The organism is Bradyrhizobium sp. CCH5-F6, from assembly GCF_001556045.1.
Taxonomy (GTDB): domain Bacteria; phylum Pseudomonadota; class Alphaproteobacteria; order Rhizobiales; family Xanthobacteraceae; genus Bradyrhizobium.
Window position 1 is genome coordinate 31,873 of sequence record NZ_LSIC01000113.1, and the last position, 20,685, is coordinate 52,557.

The 20,685-nt window shown below is 59.6% G+C and carries 14 protein-coding genes and 2 pseudogenes; 6 read left to right on the top strand and 10 right to left on the bottom strand.

Annotated features, from left to right (window positions below):
* Positions 1–177: 177 nt before the first annotated feature.
* Both AX729_RS41795 and flgK read right to left on the bottom strand, forming a co-directional pair.
* The gene (locus AX729_RS41795; protein WP_082528979.1) at positions 178–528 is read right to left on the bottom strand and encodes a DUF1236 domain-containing protein; all 351 of its coding nucleotides are present in this window, start codon (positions 526–528) and stop codon (positions 178–180) included.
* Between the two features lie 222 nt (positions 529–750).
* Positions 751–2,616: a flagellar hook-associated protein FlgK gene (flgK, locus tag AX729_RS20235; RefSeq protein WP_057196805.1), complete on the bottom strand. Its 1,866-nt coding sequence runs from the start codon at positions 2,614–2,616 to the stop codon at positions 751–753.
* Between the two features lie 522 nt (positions 2,617–3,138).
* On the opposite strand from flgK, the gene AX729_RS38755 reads away from it, so the two are divergent.
* Positions 3,139–3,732, top strand: coding sequence for an RcpC/CpaB family pilus assembly protein (locus AX729_RS38755; RefSeq protein ID WP_230646623.1), 594 nt, complete (start codon positions 3,139–3,141; stop codon positions 3,730–3,732).
* Between the two features lie 2 nt (positions 3,733–3,734).
* A complete protein-coding gene (locus AX729_RS20245; RefSeq protein WP_156402710.1) occupies positions 3,735–5,228 on the top strand; it encodes a type II and III secretion system protein family protein in 1,494 nt (497 codons plus the stop codon).
* A 243-nt stretch (positions 5,229–5,471) separates the two neighbouring features.
* Here the strand turns inward: AX729_RS20245 and AX729_RS20250 are convergent, their stop codons facing one another.
* The 5 genes and pseudogenes from AX729_RS20250 to AX729_RS20270 all read right to left on the bottom strand — a co-directional run bounded on the left by AX729_RS20250 (position 5,472) and on the right by AX729_RS20270 (position 10,986).
* Positions 5,472–5,987 (bottom strand): MarR family winged helix-turn-helix transcriptional regulator, encoded by a 516-nt coding sequence (locus AX729_RS20250; protein WP_057196802.1) that lies wholly within the window; start codon positions 5,985–5,987, stop codon positions 5,472–5,474.
* 54 nt (positions 5,988–6,041) lie between these two features.
* Entirely contained in the window at positions 6,042–6,479 is a 438-nt protein-coding gene (locus tag AX729_RS20255) for a c-type cytochrome (protein ID WP_057196801.1), read from the bottom strand.
* Between the two features lie 321 nt (positions 6,480–6,800).
* Positions 6,801–7,207 (bottom strand): annotated as a pseudogene (gene flgB, locus AX729_RS20260) (flagellar basal body rod protein FlgB).
* An 852-nt stretch (positions 7,208–8,059) separates the two neighbouring features.
* Positions 8,060–9,070, bottom strand: a complete 1,011-nt coding sequence (locus AX729_RS20265) for a copper resistance protein B (RefSeq protein WP_063817265.1) — start codon at positions 9,068–9,070, stop codon at positions 8,060–8,062.
* Complete coding sequence (locus AX729_RS20270) at positions 9,067–10,986, bottom strand: copper resistance system multicopper oxidase (RefSeq protein ID WP_057196799.1); 1,920 nt, start codon at positions 10,984–10,986, stop codon at positions 9,067–9,069. Before AX729_RS20270 ends, AX729_RS20265 begins: the two co-directional genes overlap by 4 nt.
* A 275-nt stretch (positions 10,987–11,261) precedes the next feature.
* Here AX729_RS20270 and AX729_RS20275 point away from each other — a divergent pair, with 275 nt between their 5' ends.
* Complete coding sequence (locus AX729_RS20275; protein ID WP_057196798.1) at positions 11,262–13,874, top strand: NAD-dependent epimerase/dehydratase family protein; 2,613 nt, start codon at positions 11,262–11,264, stop codon at positions 13,872–13,874.
* Between the two features lie 216 nt (positions 13,875–14,090).
* Here the strand turns inward: AX729_RS20275 and AX729_RS20280 are convergent.
* A pseudogene (locus AX729_RS20280) lies at positions 14,091–14,702 on the bottom strand (transposase family protein); the annotation flags it as partial.
* A 99-nt stretch (positions 14,703–14,801) separates the two neighbouring features.
* Here AX729_RS20280 and AX729_RS20285 point away from each other — a divergent pair.
* The 3 genes from AX729_RS20285 to tnpC all read left to right on the top strand — a co-directional run bounded on the left by AX729_RS20285 (position 14,802) and on the right by tnpC (position 17,234).
* Positions 14,802–15,179: a transposase gene (locus AX729_RS20285; protein ID WP_057196849.1), complete on the top strand. Its 378-nt coding sequence runs from the start codon at positions 14,802–14,804 to the stop codon at positions 15,177–15,179.
* Positions 15,180–15,227: 48 nt separating this feature from the next.
* Positions 15,228–15,554, top strand: a complete 327-nt coding sequence (gene tnpB, locus AX729_RS20290; protein WP_162250059.1) for an IS66 family insertion sequence element accessory protein TnpB — start codon at positions 15,228–15,230, stop codon at positions 15,552–15,554.
* 135 nt (positions 15,555–15,689) lie between these two features.
* Complete coding sequence (tnpC, locus tag AX729_RS20295; protein ID WP_502686912.1) at positions 15,690–17,234, top strand: IS66 family transposase; 1,545 nt, start codon at positions 15,690–15,692, stop codon at positions 17,232–17,234.
* Positions 17,235–17,537: 303 nt separating this feature from the next.
* Here the strand turns inward: tnpC and AX729_RS20300 are convergent, their stop codons facing one another.
* Both AX729_RS20300 and AX729_RS20305 read right to left on the bottom strand, forming a co-directional pair.
* Complete coding sequence (locus AX729_RS20300; RefSeq protein ID WP_057196792.1) at positions 17,538–18,845, bottom strand: HlyD family type I secretion periplasmic adaptor subunit; 1,308 nt, start codon at positions 18,843–18,845, stop codon at positions 17,538–17,540.
* Complete coding sequence (locus AX729_RS20305) at positions 18,842–20,617, bottom strand: type I secretion system permease/ATPase (RefSeq protein ID WP_063817266.1); 1,776 nt, start codon at positions 20,615–20,617, stop codon at positions 18,842–18,844. Before AX729_RS20305 ends, AX729_RS20300 begins: the two co-directional genes overlap by 4 nt.
* Positions 20,618–20,685: the final 68 nt, after the last annotated feature.

Here is a 20,685-nt window from a genome sequence, read left to right on the forward strand (position 1 = left end):
CCGGCACTTCACCGTACGCAGGCCTACTCATTCAAATGGGCAAGTCAAGCCTGCCGAAAGGGCGGGGCTAGAGTTTGAGTGAAACAAACCCAACTTAACCTAGCGGGCAACTTAATAACTTAGACTGCAAGCCGGAATTCGTGTGGTTCCCGTCGGACAGCCGCCTGGGCTCTTTTGTCAGTCAAAATGATGGATCACTCGTCGCGTCGAATGATCAACAATCACGGGCCTCTCGTTGAGGAGACCGTATCCGTAGTGGCTTCCGTGCGGGACGCGCGTAGCAAGCGTGTCAGGAAGGGGATGAAGCTCCATTGCGTCCGGAACGACATCTCCGACATGGGCATGAAAGTGAGGATCGCGGAACGAACTGTAGTGCTGATGTCTAAAATGCTGGTGGAGCATTTCCCTATGTTCTGTAGTGAAAGTGGGTGCGCCATCATGATGATGCTGCGCGGTTGCGACGCCTGCCGAAGCCAACAGAAAAGCGGACCCGGCGATTGAGAAAATAGTCAGTCGTTTCATCTGCATACCTCGGCTTTAGAATGGCGGCGAATAATCAAGCTACGTATCGGCATTCAAAGGGTCGTGGCATTGCGACAAATGGAACCATTCAAATACCATCCGAACAATATACAAAATTCCGAGATTTGTGAATTGCCTCGTCTATGCTGGGCTGTTTTGGAACGCCATAGCGGCAATTCGACTTGCGCAAGACGACGATTGCTTGGCGGATCCGAGGGCAGCGAACCACTATGCTTGAGCCTTGATTAGAGTGTCCATCATTGTTTGCACAACAGACATGATGCGCGCATTGGCGGCGTAAGCGTTCTGCAACTGGATCAGGTTCGACATCTCCGCGTCCAGGTTGACGCTGGAGGTCGAGTTGAACTTGGCTTGCAACGTAGAAACCACGACGCTCTGCCCCTGCTGCAGCTGCGTCGCCTGAGTCGATGCATTGCTCTGCACGCTCAGGAATTGCTGCAGATAGCGCGAAACTGAACCGGTGAAGGGTTGCCCTGTTGAGCCGAGCCCGGTCTGCGGCGAGTACGAGAATACGGCATTGGTGAGCTGGGAATAGAGGTAGTCCGAACGCGTGGTGTCGCCGGCTGGCGTCTGCGGCGAGGTGCTATAGATCGACATCTTGGTCGGATCGCTCAGTACCGCCGCGTTCACCTGGATGCGCCCGGCAAGTCCCGTCATCTGCGAGCCGGCCGCGGTGATCGCGCCGGTATAGAGCGCGCCGCCGTCGGTGAAGAGCGGCAGCTGCGGATTGCCCGACGCCAGCGACGAGATGGTCTTGGTGAGCGAGGCACTGTTGACGGCCGCCGAGCCCGTGCCGTCGTCGCGGATTTGCAACGTCGCGCCGGAGGTGGCGAACGTCAAAGGCGTGCCTCCGAAAACAGAGTTGAGCGTTGCCAAGATCGAGGTCATGCCTCCGCTGAAGTCGACCCCGACCTTGAGAGGGTTGGCATTCCCCGCGTTTTGGAGCGGCAATGCCGCGGGGTCAGTCACGTTGACGAGCGTGATCTGGCGCTGGGTATTGCTCGTTTTATCCGTATAGGTCAGATTGACGGTGTTGCCGGGCAAGGCGCCTGACAGATTGACGTCGAAGCCGGCAGGCGGTCCCGTTACAGCCTTGCCGGCCGCGGTCTGGTCTGACAACGCGCTCGCAATTGCTGCGGCGAGCTGGTCGATTTGGGTCTGCGCTTGCACCAGCGTCTGGTCGCGCAGCTTGATATCTGCGGCGATCTGACCCGAGGATACCACATTGTTGGCGACCACATCGATCGAAGAGCCATTGGGCAGCTTGACGTTCAGCGCGCCGACGCCGGACTTGGCCGGATTGGGATCGTAAAGCGCGATCGCATTGAGTGCGCCTCTCGAAGAGAAGGCGAACTGCGATGCGAGATCGGCGCCGACGAGCTGAATGCCCGTGGTTGTGAAGATGTTGGCCTGATTCGAAGCGTCGGTTACGACCCGCACGTCGACGTATTTCGACAGCGTGTTGATCGCCTGGTCGCGCTGGTCCATCAGCGTTGCGGCGGACGGATCGTTCAGGGCCAGGCCCTGAAGCTTTCCGTTAATGGCTGCGATCTGCGTCATAGCCGCGTTGGCCTGCTGCGCCGAGATGCCGAGGTCCTGCTCGACGTTGGAGCGCAGCGACTGGATTCCCTTCGTGGACACGTTGAGCTGCTGCGCCAATGCCTGAGCGGCTGAGATCGCTACGGTCTGCGCCGACTGCGCGCCTGCACTCGTCGACAGCGCCTGCAATGCGCTGGTCAGCTTGTTGAGCCCGCTTTCGAGCGTGCCGCTGCCGCCGGGGTTGCCATAGACGCTCTGCAACTGCTTCAGGATGTTGGCCATTTGATCGGCGTAGCCAGCGCCCCCGGTCTCCGTACGGAGCTGGTCCTGCACATAACGATCGAGCTCGCGGCTGACGCCGGTGGTGATAACCGAGGATCCGAAGTCGCCGGTCGTGACCTCGATCTGGTTCGGCGTCTGGGCGACGTAACCTGGCGTCTGCGAGTTGGCGACGTTCGACGAGACGATCGAGAGTGCGGCCTGGTTGGCACGCAGGCCACTCATCGCACTGGCCAAGGCTGAATTCAAACCCATGTTAGCCGCCGCTCACTACCGTAAATATTCATTGAGCCTGTCTCCGTGCATCACGGCCGGTCGATCTCTCTTCCGCCCATGATCAGCCGAGAGAAGGCAAGCGCGATGCCATTGCGGAATCAGTTGCAAAATCAATGCTAAGATGACGCGATTGCGGTGATTTGACAGGGGTAATTTGCCGGATCGGCAAAGATTGCCCGGTTGATCCTGCAATTTCAGGCATCCAGGGGCGCTAACGATAGCCTGGCCAAGCGCCGTGCCCGATTGATGCGCATGGCCGTGGTTGCGGCGACATCAGAGGCGTTGACGGTACAACTTCCCTCGCGCTCGGGAAAATCTGCGCGCGCTTGATTAAAGCTTTCGACGTTGAGTGCGTCGCCAACATGCATTTGTGAGCTATGGATCAGCTGGTTTGTTTAGTGGGTAAAGCTGCGCCAACGTGTCTCGTATACGCTTCATTAACCATACTTTGACAAATGACTGCTCAACTGGGAGCTGGACGCCGCATGATTGTAAAGCGAAATGGGTAAGGCACGCACCGTAATCCTGGTGGCCGCCACTGGTGCCGGCGAAGCCGCGCGCCTCGCCGGCTGCTCCGACAAGTCAGCCCCGCCTCCCGCCGCCCGGTCGTACAGCTTCCCATCATTGACGTCCTCGTCGCCAAGAACGCCATCGGCCCCCGGCCAGCCCGTCAAGCCGGAAGAGGTCCCGTGGCAGACCTGCCCGGCCGTGACCGCCAGCGCCACCTTCATTCGCCGCACCGATCGTCCATCGGAAACACCCAGGCTCGGCGCGATCGCACGTGCTTCCTTAATGCGGGGTGAGACATCCGCGACCAGAAGTAGGTTAAGGCCGACTTCTGCGGCGTCAGGGCTGCGATGCTGCCGCCTGACGTCCGCGCCGTCGCCGGCCCGAACCGTCCTGCTCGAGGTCACGCCGGAACAGACCGAGACGCTCGCCCGTGCGCGCCAGAGTGGCACGCTGTGGTTGGCGCTGCGCAGCATCTCCGACGCCAATGCCAAGGAACCCGCGTCGGATGAGCCGACACGCAAGCGCGGCGAGAGCATCTCGATCATCCGGTTCGGCGTGCCGAGCCAGATGACGGCACAGAAGTGACGATGAGGACTTTCGATATGAAATGCCGGGTCACCACGGCGAGCTTGCGGACCATGATTATCCGCGCCCTGTCGATTTCCGCAGCGGCCGCGTTGACTCTCAACCCGGTGCTGACGCCGGTGATCGCCGACGATTATCGCCCGGCGGCGCAGGTTTCCGCCGCCGACGGCCAGATGAACGCGCGTTTCCTGTCGCTCGGCATCGGCAAGTCGATCGTGATCGACCTGCCGCGGGACATCAAGGACGTGCTGGTGGCCGATCCCAAGATCGCCAATGCGGTCGTGCGCTCGTCGCAGCGCGCCTACATCATCGGCGCTGCGGTCGGCCAGACCAACATCGTGTTCTTCGATTCCGCCGGCCAGCAGATCGCGTCCTATGACATCGCGGTCAAGCGCGACCTCAACGGCGCGCGTGCCGCACTGAAGCAGATCCTGCCCAATTCCGATATCCAGATCGACGGCCTCGGCGAAGGCGTGGTCCTTACCGGTACCGCCCAGAGTCCGATCGAGGCGCAGCAGGCCAACGACATCGCCGCGCGCATTGCCGGTGGTGCCGACAAGGTCGTGAACTCGGTCGTCGTCCGCGGCCGCGACCAAGTCATGCTTAAGGTGACGGTCGCCGAAGTCGCGCGCAACATCATCAAGCAGCTCGGCATCGATCTCTCCGCAAACCTCAATTACGGCACGGCGGTGGTGAATTTCGCTCACTCCAACCCGTTTACCGCCTACGGACGCAACCTGGTAGACGGCAACAACCTTACCACGAAGTTCGGCGCAACGCCGTCGGTGCAGACAGTCCTGCGAGCGATGGAAAGCGCTGGCGTTTTGCGCACCTTGGCGGAGCCGAATCTGACCGCGATCTCCGGCGAGTCGGCGACCTTCATCGCCGGCGGCGAATTCCCGGTTCCAGCGGGCTATGCCTGCGATCCCACCACCCGTGTTTGCACCACCCAGATAAGTTTCAAAAAGTTCGGTATCTCCCTGAACTTTACCCCGGTTGTGATGACCGAGGGTCGAATCAGCCTCCGTGTGATGACGGAAGTGTCGGACCTGTCGAACGAAAACGCGATCACGCTGTCACAGGCCGTGAGCTCGACGTCGGTCAACTCGTTGACGGTGCCCGCGATCAAGACCCGCCGCGTCGAGACTTCGCTGGAAATTCCGTCCGGTGGCGCGATAGCGATGGCTGGCCTGATCCAGCAGCAGACCAAGCAAGCAGCCAGCGGCCTGCCAGGCCTGATGCAGCTTCCGATCCTCGGCTCACTTTTCCGCAGCCGCGACTTCGTCAACAACACGACTGAGCTAATCGTGATTGTGGCGCCTTATATCGTCCGCGCAGTCGCGCAAAAGGATCTGTCGCGCCCGGATGACGGCTTTGCGGCGCCTTCGGATGCGCAGGCAGAATTGCTCGGCAACATCAACCGCATCTATGGCGTGCCCCGTCGGACCGAGCCGGCGCGCAAATACGGGGGCTCCTACGGGTTCATTGTTGACTAACCCAAATAGAATGCAAAAGCGATTTGTTGACCAGATTCCAGCGTTGGAAGTGCTTAGATCTGTGTTCGACGAAGCTCAACCTAGCACGATAGGTGCGCTGTCCGATTTGCGTCGCCCGCTGATGCCGAGTGCTTCCATTTTCCGCGCTCGTGGTTCGTGCAACCCAAAAACGCGGATCGTCACCACCTGAGAACGCTCACCAGTCGTGAGGGAATCGGAGCCGTCATAGGAGAACGCATTGGCTCAAAACTCCAGCGCCAGCTTCAACCGAGCCTTGTCCAGGCGCTTCTTGATCGAAGCGAGTTTGATGCTGAACTCGCTCAGCTCCTTCTCGCAAAAATCCTGGAAAATAAATTCGCTGAGCGCGATTTCTTGCTCGGCCACGCTGGCAAGTTGCTGAACTGACGCTTTTGATAAAGCGAGCCGCATAACGCGGGCGTCTGCAGGACAAGGCTTCCGGCTTAAAAAGCCCATGTTCTCCAGCTTTTTTGATTGCGTTGTCACGAATGAAGCGTCGACATGCAACGTCTTGGCGACAACGTTGACGGGGATTCCGTCGTTTGCATCTTCATGGTCGGAAATGGCCAACAAGATCTTCCACTGCGGGCCGCTGATGTTGAGGGCTCTTGCCCGAATGCGATGAAGTTTCTCAATGGAGAAATTAATCGAGATTATCTCCCAGGTTAGGCGTTTCAGCGCGTCCTGCTTGCGCTGAGCCGGTTTCGAAGACGCGGGCGAAGTTCCCTCCTTGGGCTTCATTCTTGCGAACTCTCAACGAACGAGATGGGTAAACGAACATGAAAACTACCGCAACTACATCCGGTGCGATCGAAAGCGGATGCCGTTGGCGACCTGCAGTTCTCTGACGTACTGTACGATCGACATGATCTGCTGTGCGCTCACCTGCGGTTGAGGCGGCATGTTGCCATAAGACCAGTGGTGCTGGCGCACGCCGTTCTGGGCCGCGAACACAAAGGCCGCATCGGCATGATGGCCTGGATTGTAGATGTCGTGCACCAATGGCGGACCGTGGTCCGTACCCGCCGCCTTCAGGCCGTGGCAAGGCGCACAATTCGTATCAAAAAGCGCCTTCCCCTCGCGCCCGGCGAAGGAGAGTTCTGGCTCCGTCACATCGACGATGTAGCTCTTGGGCTTTTCGGCCGGCGCGAGCAACTGCCACATAGTGACCGCCACCCCAGCGCCCAGCAGTGCGACAATGAGGTATTTGGGAGCGTTGGCGACAAATGTCATAGAGTTCTGTCTCTGGTCGTCGGGCTTGATTGTTGTCGCAGGCGTTCAATGCTCGCGGTAGCGAAAATGCGTTCCGACTCTAGAACCGTGTGCCCGCGCCGAACAAGCCAGATATGCCCACGCTCGATTGCACTTTCGCTCCAAATTCGCAGTCGTGACCGGTCGAGTTCCACCTCACCGGATCAAGATGGCGCGCTGCATTGTCTTGGGATCAGGGACGAGCGGCTGGCCAACTCATGCAGGCGGCCGCCAAGCAGTTTTGAGCTTAGAGGTTTGTCTCCCGGTCCTCACGCTTTCTCGAGGTTCTTGGCGTTTGCCGGCCTAGCGCTTCCCGATTGCTGTCTTAAGCAGGTTCAGGCTTTTCGAGTACAACGAGGTGGCAGCCGCATAATCCATTTGATTTTGAGCCGACTTCATCATTTCCTCCTCCAGACTGACTTGATTGCCTGCGGGACGGGTCTGGTAGCCACTTTTTGCGTTTTGACTCGGCCCTGCACCGCTTGAAATTGACGCCATATGGTTCGGCGCGGTCTGGAGCATGACAAGTGAAGCTGCCGGAACTCCGACGCCCCGGCCGGTTCGATCGAATTTGGTTCGACCAAATCCAGGGGTTTGAATTTGGGCGTATCTGAATTTGCGACGTTTTGTGCCAAAACGCGCTGACGCTCCTGGTGCCATTGCATTTTCGTGCGCAGCACGGACAGGGTGGAAATATCGTTGATTGCCATCGGCAGCCTCCTGCGGAGCTAGGCAGAAATTGCCGACTACATGGTTAATTTTTCGTTAATTGGCATTCGGCTCTTAAGAGAACCAGTGACTTGCACGAAATAACAAATGGCGGCGGTGAGCGCGGGACACAGCGGAGCATTTCCTCCAGGGCTGATACCGCAAAAAGCCGCAAAGCGAGGTGAACGGCTCCCCCATAATTTTCGTCGTAGCCGGCCTCTTTGTTTGGCTCAAAGAGAGACGACCGCCGGCTCATGAGGCGAACCCGCAGGCCGGCGGTCTAAGCTCGGTGGGCGTCTGGGAACGGCCGAGCCTGTGAAGAAACTAGCATTTTCTCGAGAAAGCCGTCACTGCTCGCTGCCAAATTGCGTGGACAGACAGAGCTAGAAAGGCCGCCTCACCCTGGGGGTGTTGGCCGCAGTAGAAGCTTTGGTCGGCCGCCGCCTCCCATCGCCGCGCTCGCTTGAGCAATATCTCGTGCCTGGCTCCGGCGCCATTTTCCCGGCCTCAGTTCGATCCGCCAGCGCACGGTCTATCAACCGCTTGCAGTCCGGTAAGCTTTCGCGAATCCACTTCTTTGACGCTCCATTTGTAAGCTCGTAATCCGCAGCTCGTCTCTTTGCACTAAATACAGCTTGTGTCTGTTGCTTATGCCCGCTTCGATTGTTAACCACATCTAACCCGCCGAACTCGACCGTTGAAGAATATTTCAGGTCGGGTGCGGGGTGTGGATGCCAAGGCACAGCTCTTCGTGACGCCCGCAACGACGCGCGGTTGCGCTATGGCCAATGCCTGTTTGGCATACATGGCGCGACCAGCCTCAGTAACAGGCTAAAAGACCCAGCAATCTGCGATTAAAACCAGGAGCGTAGCCCCACAACAAACCTTGTTGAGCCGCTGTCTTTGCCTGAACTCCTCGCGTACGCAGCTGTATTCCCAAGCTTCTGATCGTAGGAGACGCCGATATAAGGGGCAAATTCCCGGCGGAATTCATATCGCAGCCTTAGGCCTAGTTCGGCGTTGGAAAGGCCTGCTCCGACGCCAATATCCTGCGAGTTCTGAGCCGCAAAATTCAATTCGGCGCGCGGTTGCAGAACCAACTGTTGCGTCAACAGCAAATCATAAGATCCTTCGAGCCGGGCGAGCAGCTCTCCTTTGTTCGAAACAAAGAGAGCTCCCTCGAACTCGAACCAATACGGAAAGAGCTGCTGCACGCCTAACGTCAGATAGGCCCGCGAGGGATCGGGTTTGAAATCGTAGCGAATACCTGCCTGCACGTCTGTGTAAGGTGCCACGGCTCGCGAATAGAGCAACTGGACTTCGGCGCTGTCGAGACCTTCGCGACGGCTGCCATCGCCTTGGCTTTTGACAACGAATCGGTTGATATCGCCGCCCAGCCAAGCCTGTCCATCCCAGCGGTAACCGCCGGGCTGGCCCAATTGAAATTCAGCGATGTTGAAAAACACCTTCGAGTATACTCCGCCGCCCTGCTCTTGACGGAGTTCGCGCCGCGCCTCAGCCATCTGCGCGGGATCGTAATAATAATCCGCAGCATGGTCTGGCGGCGGCGGAGGAGGCGGCGAGTGAGGAATGGACGCCGCGGCGGGCGCGGCATTTTTTCCCTTGGTCTTCATCCCGGGCATTTGCATGCCTGACATTGATCCATCCTGAGCGCCTTGCGAGTTCGGCGACGTCTTTGCAGATGCCGCTCCTTTTGCGGCGCTCTTTTTTTTTGGCGCAACAGCGGCAGCCGGCTTGTTAGCGGGCATGCTCATACCCGGCATATTGCCACTCATTTGGGCTCCGGCTGGAACGCTGCACGTTCCCAGCCCGGCCGCCGCCAAGATCAGCACGGACCTGTTCATGCGTTATCGCCTGTGAGTGGCCGCACACTGAACACCTGAAACATGCCCGCATGCATGTGGTAGAGCATGTGGCAGTGAAAGGCCCAGTCACCCGGTTCGGCAGTGATGTCGAAGCTTACTTTTCCACCTGGCAACACGTTGACCGTATGCTTGCGTGGCCTGTGGTTTTCGGGAGCGCCATTCACCACTTCGAAGAAATGACCGTGCAGGTGGATGGGATGGAGCATCATCGAATCGTTGATCAACGTCACACGAACACGCTCGCGTTTTCGGAACGTGTAGGGTTTGGTGGTTTCGCTGAACTTTTCCCCATCAAAGCCCCACATGAACTTTTGCATGTTGCCGGTGAGGTGGATGTCGAGCGCCCGGGTCGGGGTGCGAGGGTCGGGATTGCGCTCAAGGGCAATCAAATCCCGATACGTCAGGACCCGATGCCCTACGCTTTCAAGCCCCATGCCGGGATCCCCCGTTCGATCTTGCGGCATGGGCGCAATCGTCTGGACGCCAGGCCCCATCTTGACGCCTGGTGCATTTTTGGGATCGCGCATATCCATTTCGGGGCCGCTCATCAGGTCTGAACCGCGCGGCTTTTGCGGAGCCATTCCAGGCGGAGTGGATGATGACATTCGCGCCATGCCCGACTTACCGGACATCCCCGACATGCCCTGCATGCCGCCTGATTGCTGCATTCCCTGTTTGGCTTGAGCGCCCGTTTGGACGCCCTTGGACATGCCCGACATCCCGGACATCCCGCTACTGTTCGATCCTGTTGATTTGTCCATGTCCCCCATATCCATGGAAGACATGTCCATTCCCATGTCCTTCATTGTCGCCAGCGGTCGCTCACGAAGCGGCGGGACCGGCGCCGTCATCCCCAGCCTGGGGGCCAGCGTGGCGCGCCCCATTCCGGAGCGGTCGACTGCCTCAGAGACGATCGTGTAAGCTTTATCGTCCATCGGCTGGACGGTGACGTCGTAGGTTTCGGCGTTGCCGATCTGGAATTCATCTACGCGAACCGGCCGCACCATCTGTCCATCGGCGGCGACAACTGTCATATGCAGGCCGGGTATCCGCACGTTGAACACCATCTGCGCGCCGGCATTGATGAACCTTAAGCGGATGCGCTCACCTCGCCTGAACAAACCCGTCCAGTTATCTTCCGGTCCATACCCGTTGATCAGGAACGTGTATATCGCACCTGTGACATCGGAAATATCGGTGGGGTCCATCAGCATCTTGGCCCACTGAAGTCTCTCGGCCAACGTCTGGTCCCGGCCCGCGAGCAAACTGGCGACAGTTTGCCGCTGATAGTTGAATACACCGCCCTCCTGCTTCAACCGCTGGATGATCATCTCTGGAGATAGGAAGCTGAAGTCCGAGAGCATCACCACATACTCTCGATCGTATTGGACGGGATCAACGCCCTTTGGATCGATGACGATCGGGCCGTAGAGCCCGACCTGCTCCTGAAAGCCGGAGTGGCTATGGTACCAATAAGTTCCGCTTTGGACGACGGGAAACTCATAGACGAAGGTGCTGCGGGCCGGGATTCCCGGAAAGGTCACGCCGGGCACGCCATCCATGCGGAATGGAACCAGCATGCCATGCCAATGGATGGAAGCGGCTTCGTCCATGCGGTTTGTGACAGCGATGCGGACTCGTTGTCCCTCTTTCAAGCGCAAAATCGGACCTGGCACAGTTCCATTTATTGTGATCGCGGAACCTGCTTTGCCGTTGATCGGCCAGGCCGCCCTGTCGAGGGTCAGATCGATGCTGCTTCCGGAAACCTCTGAGAGCCGGCTTGCAGGATGGAAGGGGCCGCTTTGCGCCCAACTCGGCAGGGCTGACGAAGCTAAGCCGGCAGCGCCGGACAGTGAGGCGAGCCGGAGTAGATGGCGACGGCTGAGCTCGTTCAAGGTCCAATCTCCTTAAGGGATGCGGGCTGAACTGTTCGTTCGGTAGGCGCGCGATGGTGAGAGTACTCGGATGGGGAGCCTTGGTCTCAATAACATGCAGCAAGAATCCCGAGAGCGGCGGCTTCGCGAGGAGATTCTGGCTGGATGTGATCGCTTAGCCACACACTGGCCACGAAGCGTCAAAGGAACAGCGCAAGATTGGAAGAGTTGGCTGGCAGCATTCCTGTGCGCTGAGCAGGCGCAAGACGAGGTTTTGCTATTGGAGATGACGCAACATGGCATCGGGCGGAATTAAGGAAAGCGGCTCAGTCGTTCTCATCACCGGCGCCAGTGGATTCATCGGCCGCGGGATTATCGGACGCTTGGGCCGACAATATACGCTAGTCGGTCTGGACCGTGCGGGCCCCCCTCACCCTCCCTCTCCAGCGAATGTCATCGACTTCGACTTGACGTCAGAAGAGAGCGTGAAAGCAGGCCTTAACGAGCTGCAGAGGCGTTTCGGAAAGCGGATCGCTTCCGTCGTGCACCTGGCAGCTTATTACGACATATCGGGTGACCCAAACCCGCTATATGAACGGGTGACGGTTGAAGGAACACATCGCCTGATCGATGCACTACAATCATTCCAGGTCGAACAGTTCGTGTTTGCCAGCACGATGCTTGTCTACAAGGCAACAGACCGGCCCGATGCAAAAATCAGGGAAGACTCTCCGATCGAGCCGTCATGGGCCTATCCGGAGTCGAAGGTCAGAACCGAGACGGTGCTGCGCGAACGGCATGGTCACATCCCCGTGGTCATGCTTCGGATCGCCGGCGTTTACGATGATCTCGGCCATTCACCTTTCATCGCCGAGCAGGTGTCGCGAATTTATGAGCACCGCGCGACGGCGCATATCTATCCCGGCATGCTTTGCGCCGGGCAGTCCTTCCTGCATCTTGATGACTTAGCGAACGCGATCGCTCGGCTGATCGAGCGAAGAGATCGCCTTCCCACCGAATTGCCGCTCCTTGTGGGCGAACCCGATGCGATTGGCTACGCCGAAGTGCAGAACATCATCGGCGAGGCGCTGCATGGCGAGGATTGGACGACTATTCGCGTCCCCGAGACCCTGGCGCTTGCCGGATCGTGGCTTCAGACCGAAGTCTTGGGGGATGATCAATTCATCAAGCCCTGGATGGTCGAGCAGTCAAGCGCTCACTATGTACTCGATATATCGCGCGCGCGGCAGTTGCTGGATTGGCAGCCGCGACATTCATTGCGACAGACATTGCCAAAGATCATCGATGCGCTGCGCCGTGATCCGACCGCATGGTACAAAGCCAACAAGCTCAATCCCGCGCTCGTGGCGTGGTACGGACAGCGTCCGGCGCCGGCCCAGTCAGGCAATGAAAAGAAGGATGCGCATGGCGCCGCCCAGGCCTCTGCGCCCCCTCACCATGGGACGGATCATGCCACTCGAAGCGGCCACGACCACATGTCGAAGATGAAAGACGAAGAGCGGCGCACGCGATGGGCGCATTACGCGAACGTGGGGCTGGGTCTTTGGCTGGCTGCCAGTCCCCTGGTTTACGACGCTATGCGTGCAGATAGCATCAATACAAATGTTCTCGTCGTGTCTCTGGACCGGGACCTGCCTTCGCTCGAGTGGCGGACGAGCTTGCTCCTCGCGAGCGATGTGATCAGCGGGCTCTTGATTGCCTGCTTCGGCGCGCTTTCGCTCTCGAGCAGAACGGCCTGGTGGGCGCAATGGGCAGCGGCTGCTGTCGGTTTATGGCTGTTATTCGCGCCCCTCTTGTTTTGGAGCCCGAGTGCCGCGCAATACAATAACGATCTCCTGGTAGGAGCGCTGGTCATTTCGTTCGCGGTGCTCGTGCCCATGATGCCTGGGATGAGCATGGCCGGCATGATGGACCCCAAAGTAATTCCCCCCGGCTGGACTTATTGCCCATCCACGGGCGCACAGCGGCTGCCTATAGCCGCAATGGGCCTCATTGGCCTGATTATCGCCCGCGTGCTGACGGCATATCAGCTCGGACATGTGGACCACGTCTGGGAGCCATTCTTTTCCGGCAATCCCAATGATCCAAGGAACGGCACCGAGGAGATTATCACGTCTACTGTTTCCAAGGCATGGCCCATTCCGGATGCCGGCCTTGGGGCTGTCGCCTATACGCTTGAAATCTTAATGGCTGTCATGGGGGGCCGCGACCGCTGGCGTACGATGCCCTGGATGGTGACGTTCTTCGGCATTCTCGTCATTCCCTTGGGCGTCATCAGCATCTACTTCATCATTATCCAGCCCATCGTCATCGGGACCTGGAGCACGCCAGCACTTATTGCAGCGCTTGCGATGCTCATCATGATTCCATTCGCATTGGACGAAGTCATCGCGATGGGCCAATTTCTGTACTGGTCCAGTTGCCGGGGCAAGCCGCTCATTCGCACTTTCTTTAGGGGCGATGCCGTGGATGCCGGGGCAGAGGATCGATCGGATGGGCTGGCGAGCTGGGGCGCATTCTGGACCGATACAATGCGGGGCGTCTGCGTGCCTTGGAATCTCGCTGGCTGCATGGCCATCGCCGTGTTTCTGATGTTCAGCCGACTTATCTTCGGCACGACCAACGCGATGGCTAACAGCGACCATTTGATGGGGGCCCTTACGCTGACCGTCGCAATTATTGCGACCGCGGAGGTGGCGCGTATTCTGCGACTATTGATCGTGCTTTTCGGAGCTTGGCTGATCGCAGCGCCATGGATTCTGGATGGGGCAACGAGAACGGCGTCCTGGAGTAGCGTCTTCCTAGGTGTCGCATTAGCTATTCTTAGTCTGCGGCGTGGCAAGAGAACCCGCGAACACTACGCTGGTTGGGACCGCTTCGTCATCTAGCATCAACCGAAAGGGAGCGCCCAAGTCCAGGAGACCGCTCGGCCTAGCGAGGTGCGATTGAGATGAAACGTCATCGCGCTATGATTTATTGAGCATGATCGTTCCCCTTCGACTTCTCAGGATCATGCTCACATATGAAAAGGGCGGCATGCTCCATATGAAGTCGTCCGTTAAGAAAACCGATTTGAGCTGTGAGCGGTCGCTGGCGGCCGCGATGAGCGTGGTCAGGATCAGGCACCAAAGAGCCCTCGGCCAGGCGAGGATGCGACGGAAGTTGTGGCCGACGGGGAGAGGATGACGTTGGCCGCATCGCCGAGGCGGCCTTTGAGGTAGCAGCGGCCGAGGTGACCATCGGTCTTCAAGTGCCCGATGATCAATGGCCGAGCGGCGGCGCAGCTCGCGCTCGATGACACCGAAGACGCCGCGCTTCTGGCCGGAGATGAAGACGCGACGACGATTTTGCGCGTGGTGGCCACGGTATCCCTTGTCGACATAGGCCCGCTCGATCGCACAGCCGGTGAGTGTCTCGGTGCGGTCGATGACGTCCGCAAGGTGTGACCGTCGTACGCATTATCTGGTAGCGCCCTGGCGTGCAGCACGAATAGAGCGCCGGGAGAGGCTTTGACACCGAACTCGTAAGCGCGGCTGCCTTGGCCCTTGCCGATTGCACTCGACCTCCGGAGCGTGGAAGGAATAAAGCTTCTAGCCGCGCTGGCGCTGCTGCTGCGAGCGGATCTGGGAGGCCCGGCCGAGCGGGAGGGCGACGGCATTCTCGAGCGCGGTCTGACCTTCGATCTTGCGGCGAATATCGCGGATGATCCGGCCCAGCGTAAGCGAAGCTTTGTCCCCATTTGATTGATGGGTTTCCCCTCGGTTTGTGGTCTGCGATTCTTGGTTGATCAGGCAGCCAGGAGGAGACTGAGGGCGATGGAACTATCGGGCGAGGAAGCCGAAGCCGACGGTTTTGTAGGGAAGCTTGCGCGCCGTACCCTTTCTGGAGGCCGGTTGTGGTCTGCGGAGACCAAGGGGCGCGCTGTTTTCGAGAGCATGAAGCCCGGTGCCCGCGTATATGATGTCGCACAGCGTTATGGCGTCAACGCGCAGGAATTGACGACGTGGCGCAGATTGGCGCGTGCCGGCCGGATCGCATCGGTCACGGACGAAGCGGCGGATTTCGTGTCGATCGAGTTGAGTGATCCAGCGGCGTCAGGCAAGAACGTGGGGCCTGGCGAGATTACGATATTGGCAAGGTTTCGGTTCGCCCGGACGCGGACGTGTCAGCGGTGCGGATCGCGGAGATCGTGACCGCGATCGAGCGCGGCGCAGCCCATTTCGGCGCAGGGACTGGGGATTGTGCTTACGGTACGTCCTCTCGATTGCCGGTGCGGGCACGACGCGTTGACCGGCCTCGTGCATAACACGCTCGGGCTCGATCCGCATTCGGGCCTGATTGTGGTTTTTCGTTCGAAGCGCGCCGACCGGCTGAAGATTTTGCTATGGGACGGCACGAGCCTCGTTCTAATTTACAAGCGTCTTGGTCGCGATGGCCGTTTTGAGTGGCCGCAGATCAGCGGCGGCGTCGTGCATCTGACGCGGGTGCAGTTCGAAGCGCTGTTTGACGGGCTGAACTGGAAGCGTGTGGGCGAATGGATCGTCGCAACACCAGCTGCGGCGAACTGACTCGGGGGCTGACCATTTGTTTCGCACGGCGCCTCGGGATGATAGCTTGCGGATGTGTCACCGTCCGCCATTGATCCCGCCCGTCTTGCAGCGCTGCCCGCCGATTTGCGAGCGCTCTTCAGCACGCAGGAAGCGATGCTCGAAGCCGAGCGTCGTCGCGCTGATGACGAACGCACGGCGCGCCTTCATGTCGAGAACGAACTGGCTGCGTCCAAACAGATCGTCGACCGTCTCGAACTGCTCGTGAAGGAGTACGAGCGCGCACGCTTCGACAAACGCTCGGAGAAGTTCAATCCCGATCAGATGCAGCTGGTGCTCGAAGACATCGAGATCGCCATCGCCGAAGTCCAGGAGCGCCAGGACGATCGTGCGCGCCGCACCGGCGCGGCACCGTCGGGCCGCCGGGCCAGCCGCGCCGCCCGCGCCTTTCCCGCGCACCTGCCGCGCATTGAGCAGGTGATCGAACCCGAGAGCCTCGAGTGTCCCTGCGGCTGCGGCCGGATGGTCCGGATCGGCGAGGATCGCTCCAGACGCCTCTACGTGACGCCGGCCCAGTATCGCATGGTCGAGACGGTGCGACCGCGCTACGCCTGCGCGACAGGATGCGCTGGCGTGCGCCAGGCGCCGGCTCCCGCCCATCTGGTGGAGGGTGGCCTGCCCACCGAGGCGATGCTGGCGCAGGTGGCGGTCGCCAGGTTCAGCGAGCACATGCCGCTCTATCGTCAGTCCCAGGTTCTCGCCCGGCATGGCATCCTCATCGATCGCGCCGTTCTGACGGATTGGATGGGAACGGTCGCCTTCCACCTCCCGCCGCTGATCGAGCGTATGAGCGTCGTGATGAAGCAATCGGGCCGCTTGTTCATGGACGAGACCAGGGCACCCGTGCTCGATCCGGGCCTGGGCCGGACCAAGACCGGCTATCTGTGGGCTGTCCTGCGCGACGATCGCGGCCACGGCGGCGCTGATCCACCAATCGTGGTCTACCACTACGCGCCAGGACGCAGTGGCAAACATGCCGAGCATATCCTCGACGGCTTCGACGGCATCCTTCAGGTCGATGGATACCAGGGCTATCACAGGCTCGCACGACTCGAGCGTCAAGGCGGCGCGCCGCTGCGGCTGGCCGCATGCTGGTCCCACTCCAGGCGCGAGATCATTGCTGCGACTCCGAAGGCCGGCTCACCCATCGCCGAAGCCGTCCTCGCGCGCATCGCAGCGCTCTATGCAATCGAGAAGGAGATCCCTGGCTCCGACGCCGCGATCCGACAAAAGGCGCGCAACGAGCGATCACGGCCGCTCGTCGCCGAACTCGAGAGATTCCTGCGCGAGCAAGCTGCGCGCCTGTCGCCGGGCAGCGAGATGGGCAAGGCGATAGCCTATCTGCTGAACCATTGGGATGGCCTCACTTTGTTTCTCGACGATGGCCGCGTTGAGATGGACACTAACCCCGTCGAAAATCAAATCAGACCGCTGATTCTGACGCGCAAAAATAGTTTATTTGCAGGTCACGACGAAGGTGGCCGTTCATGGGCCCGCATAGCTTCGCTCATCGCCACCTGCAAGATCAACAGCGTGGAGCCCTACGCCTGGATGAAAGCGACCCTCGAAGCGATCGCAACCAGTCACCCGCAGTCGCGGATCGACGAACTCTTGCCCTGGTCGTTCGCCCGCACCTCCTAATTCTCCGTAGCTGCCGCCGCAGTCGCGACTTCAACGATTTGCAACGCGTTGATCAACGGATTTGCAGTCCGTGGCGCCAACGCGTTGCAATCCGTCCCTCCAAATCTTTGCGAATGGGACGTGGACGTCGCTTACGGCCCAGCCGCCTGCGCAGGATGCGCAACGGCCGCTTGGCATGGGCATAGGGCCCCGCCATCATCCACTTCGCCGCTCTTAACGGACGGGCGGCAAATCAAGGTCAGCGGCGGAATCTGAGCAGACTGACGATCTGCCCCTGCAAGCCAGTCATATCGACCCGTTGGTTTATTGCTCGCGGAAAGCGCGAGTGACCTGATCGGTTATGGGTTTTGCGAAATAGGACAGCGCTGTCCTGGAGGTGGTTTGGACAAACGCTTCAACGGGCATCCCGGGTACGAGCTTCTCCTGTTTCAGGCGAACCAACTCCTCCGAAGATGGTGTAATTTGAATCTTGAAATACGACTTGCCACTCTTGTCATCCGTGATCTCGTCGGCTCCCACCAGCGTCACCGTTCCGTGAACTTCGGGCGTCGTGCGCTGATTAAAGGCAGTGAAACGGAGGACTGCTGACTGCTGCAGCCTGATTTCATCAATGTCTTTCGGCGCAATCTTGGCCTCGACCACGAGGACGTCGGCCTGGGGAACGATCAGCATCAACTGCTCGCCTGGGCTGATCACTCCTCCGACCGTGTGGACCGAGAGCTGATGAACCATGCCGCTTTGCGGCGCCCGGATATCTATTCGGTTGAGCTGATCCTGAGCCGAGACGCGCTTCTCAACCAATTCGCCAACTTTTCCCTCCGTTTCGCGAAGCTCCTTTGCAACCTCGCTTCGAAGATCCTGATCGACCTGGATGATCTGCAATCCAATTTCAGACATCTTTCCCTTGGCTTCCGCCGTCGACGCCACAAGCTGGCCGTGCTCTCCCTTGATGCGTGCTGCATCCCGCTCTAATGCGGTTACGCGCTGGATCGGAATGAGATTTTTGGCCCAAAGCTCGCGCACGCCGACAAGCTCCCGGCTGATCAACTCGGTCTCCTGCTTTTTGCCCGCAATTTGCTCGGTCAGGCCCTGGATCTGCTCTGTGATTTGGCCGATCTTCTCGCGAAGCTGGGCTTTTTGCCCCGCCCGTGCCGTTTGGCGCAGCTCGAACAGTCTTCGCTCGCCTGCGAGCACCTCGGCGGCTCGCGCGGCGTCCGAGAAGCCACGCAGAGAGGACGGTTGTTCGACTGTGCCCAAAGCGTCGCGCTCGGCAGTCAATCGAGCTTGTCGCGCATATAATTCCATCAGGCTATTTTCAACAGCAGCCAGATTTGCACGCGTTACAGTTTCGTCGAGTCTGATCAGCACGTCTCCCGCGCCGACGACGTCGCCCTCATGAACCCGTAACTCTCCGACGACGCCGCCCGTCGGGTGCTGGACTTTCTTGACACTGGAGCGAACGACCAAAGATCCTGAGGCGACAACGGCGCCAGCGAGTTCTGTGGTAGAAGCCCAGCCACCAAATCCGCCTATCAGCAGAGCAGCGCCGAACGAGCTCAACAGCAGATGACGACGAACTGAACGACGCATGTCCGCGGAGCTGGCCATCATGTGCCCACCCGCGTGATTCGTAACGATGCACCCGATTGCGGTGCAAGCGTTCGCGCGTTTTGGGGCAGTTGCTCTGCTCTATCGGCCGGCTCCACTCCTTGTCGCAACGCCTTCAGCACCTCGTCCCTTGCGCCAAACGCCCGCATTTGGCCTGCTCCCAGAACAAGGATGCGATCCACAGCGGCTAGGATGCTCTGGCGATGCGCCATGATAACGAACGCCATTCCCTTCTCGCGCCCGCGCCGGATGCCCTCCAGCAGCGCCGCCTCGCCGTCGGCGTCCAAACTGGAATTTGGTTCATCCAGCACGACCAGGAACGGGTCGCCGAAAAGAGCGCGCGCAAGCGCAACGCGCTGGCGTTGGCCGGCCGAGAGCGACGTACCCCGCGGACCGATATTGGTATCATACCCATCGGGCAGAGAGCATATGAGATTGTGAACCCCGGCAGCCGTGGCAGCCGAAATGATCGCTTCCGAGTTCGCACTAGCTGAAAAGCGCGAGATATTCTGGGCGACGGTGCCTTCGAACAGCTCAACGTCCTGGGGCAGGTAACCTATGTGGCGGCCGAGCTGATCGGGCGACCATTGATCCAGCGGGGCGCCATCAAGTCTGATCCTGCCCCTCATCGCCTGCCACACTCCGACGAGCGCGCGCGCAAGTGACGACTTTCCGGCCCCGGACGGGCCGACCACGGCCAAGACCTGCCCTGCCGATAGGGAGAAGTTGATATCGCGCAGCAACAAACGTTCTCCTCCCGGAGCCGCCAAGCTGACAAAGTCGACGCTGATTTCGCGAAGTGGCGGGGGCAGCCTAATGGACGGACGCTTCTGCGGCGACCGGAGCAGGAAGATACGCAAACGGCTCCAGCTTTGGCGGGCCGCCACAAAGCCCTTCCAATTGGCGATTGCAAGCTCGACAGGCGCGAGTGCGCGAGCCAGCAGGATTGAACTTGCGATCATGATACCGCCTGTTGCTTCGCCCTGAATGACCAGCAAAGCTCCTGTGGCCAGCACGCTCGACTGAAGGCCTAAGCGGACGACCTTCGTGATCGCCCCTAAGCCTCCGGCCACGTCAGCGACGCGGGCGTAGTTGTACCCATGATCATCGCGCCGTTGCTCCCAAACATCGGCCATTTGCGGAACCATACCCATGGCCCTGAGCACCTCAGCATTTCTTTGCGCAGCTTCAGCGAGATCCATAGCGGCTGCGGCAGCGCTCGCCGAGCGAAGCGTTGGCCGGCGGGACAGCAATTCGGTCGTCAGCGTCAGAGCGAGGAGCAGCACAGCGCCAATCGAGGCGACCACTCCGATCCAGAAGTGGAAGGCGAAGCATAACAGGACATAGATGGGAACCCAGGGAAGATCGAACAGAGCCGCCGGCCCGGTGCTCGACAAAAACGTCCTGATTTGATCGAGGTCCCGCAAGGGCTGAAGCCCTTCACTGCGGGAAGCCGGTCCCAGTGGCGCCTGCACGACCGCCTCGTATGTTTTTCGGCGAAGCGACATGTCCACCGCCCCGGCCAGCCGGACCAGCAGCCGAGAGCGCATCAGATCAAAAAACCCTTGAAAGGCATAAAGTCCGGCGACGATCACGCTCAACCCGACCAAGGTCGGGATGCTTCGGCTCGGCAAAACACGGTCGTAGACTTCAAGCATATACAGCGAGCCGGTCAGGTACAGCACGCTGACCAGCGCACTCAGGCAGGCGATTCCAACAAGCGCAGCGACGAGCTGCGGGCGGTATGTGTCCTTGTCATCGCGCAAAATGTCCAAGGCAAGGTGCTCCGCGACCGTCTATGACTTACAAAAACGCTCGTGATGCGAGCCATGATGGCCCGCAT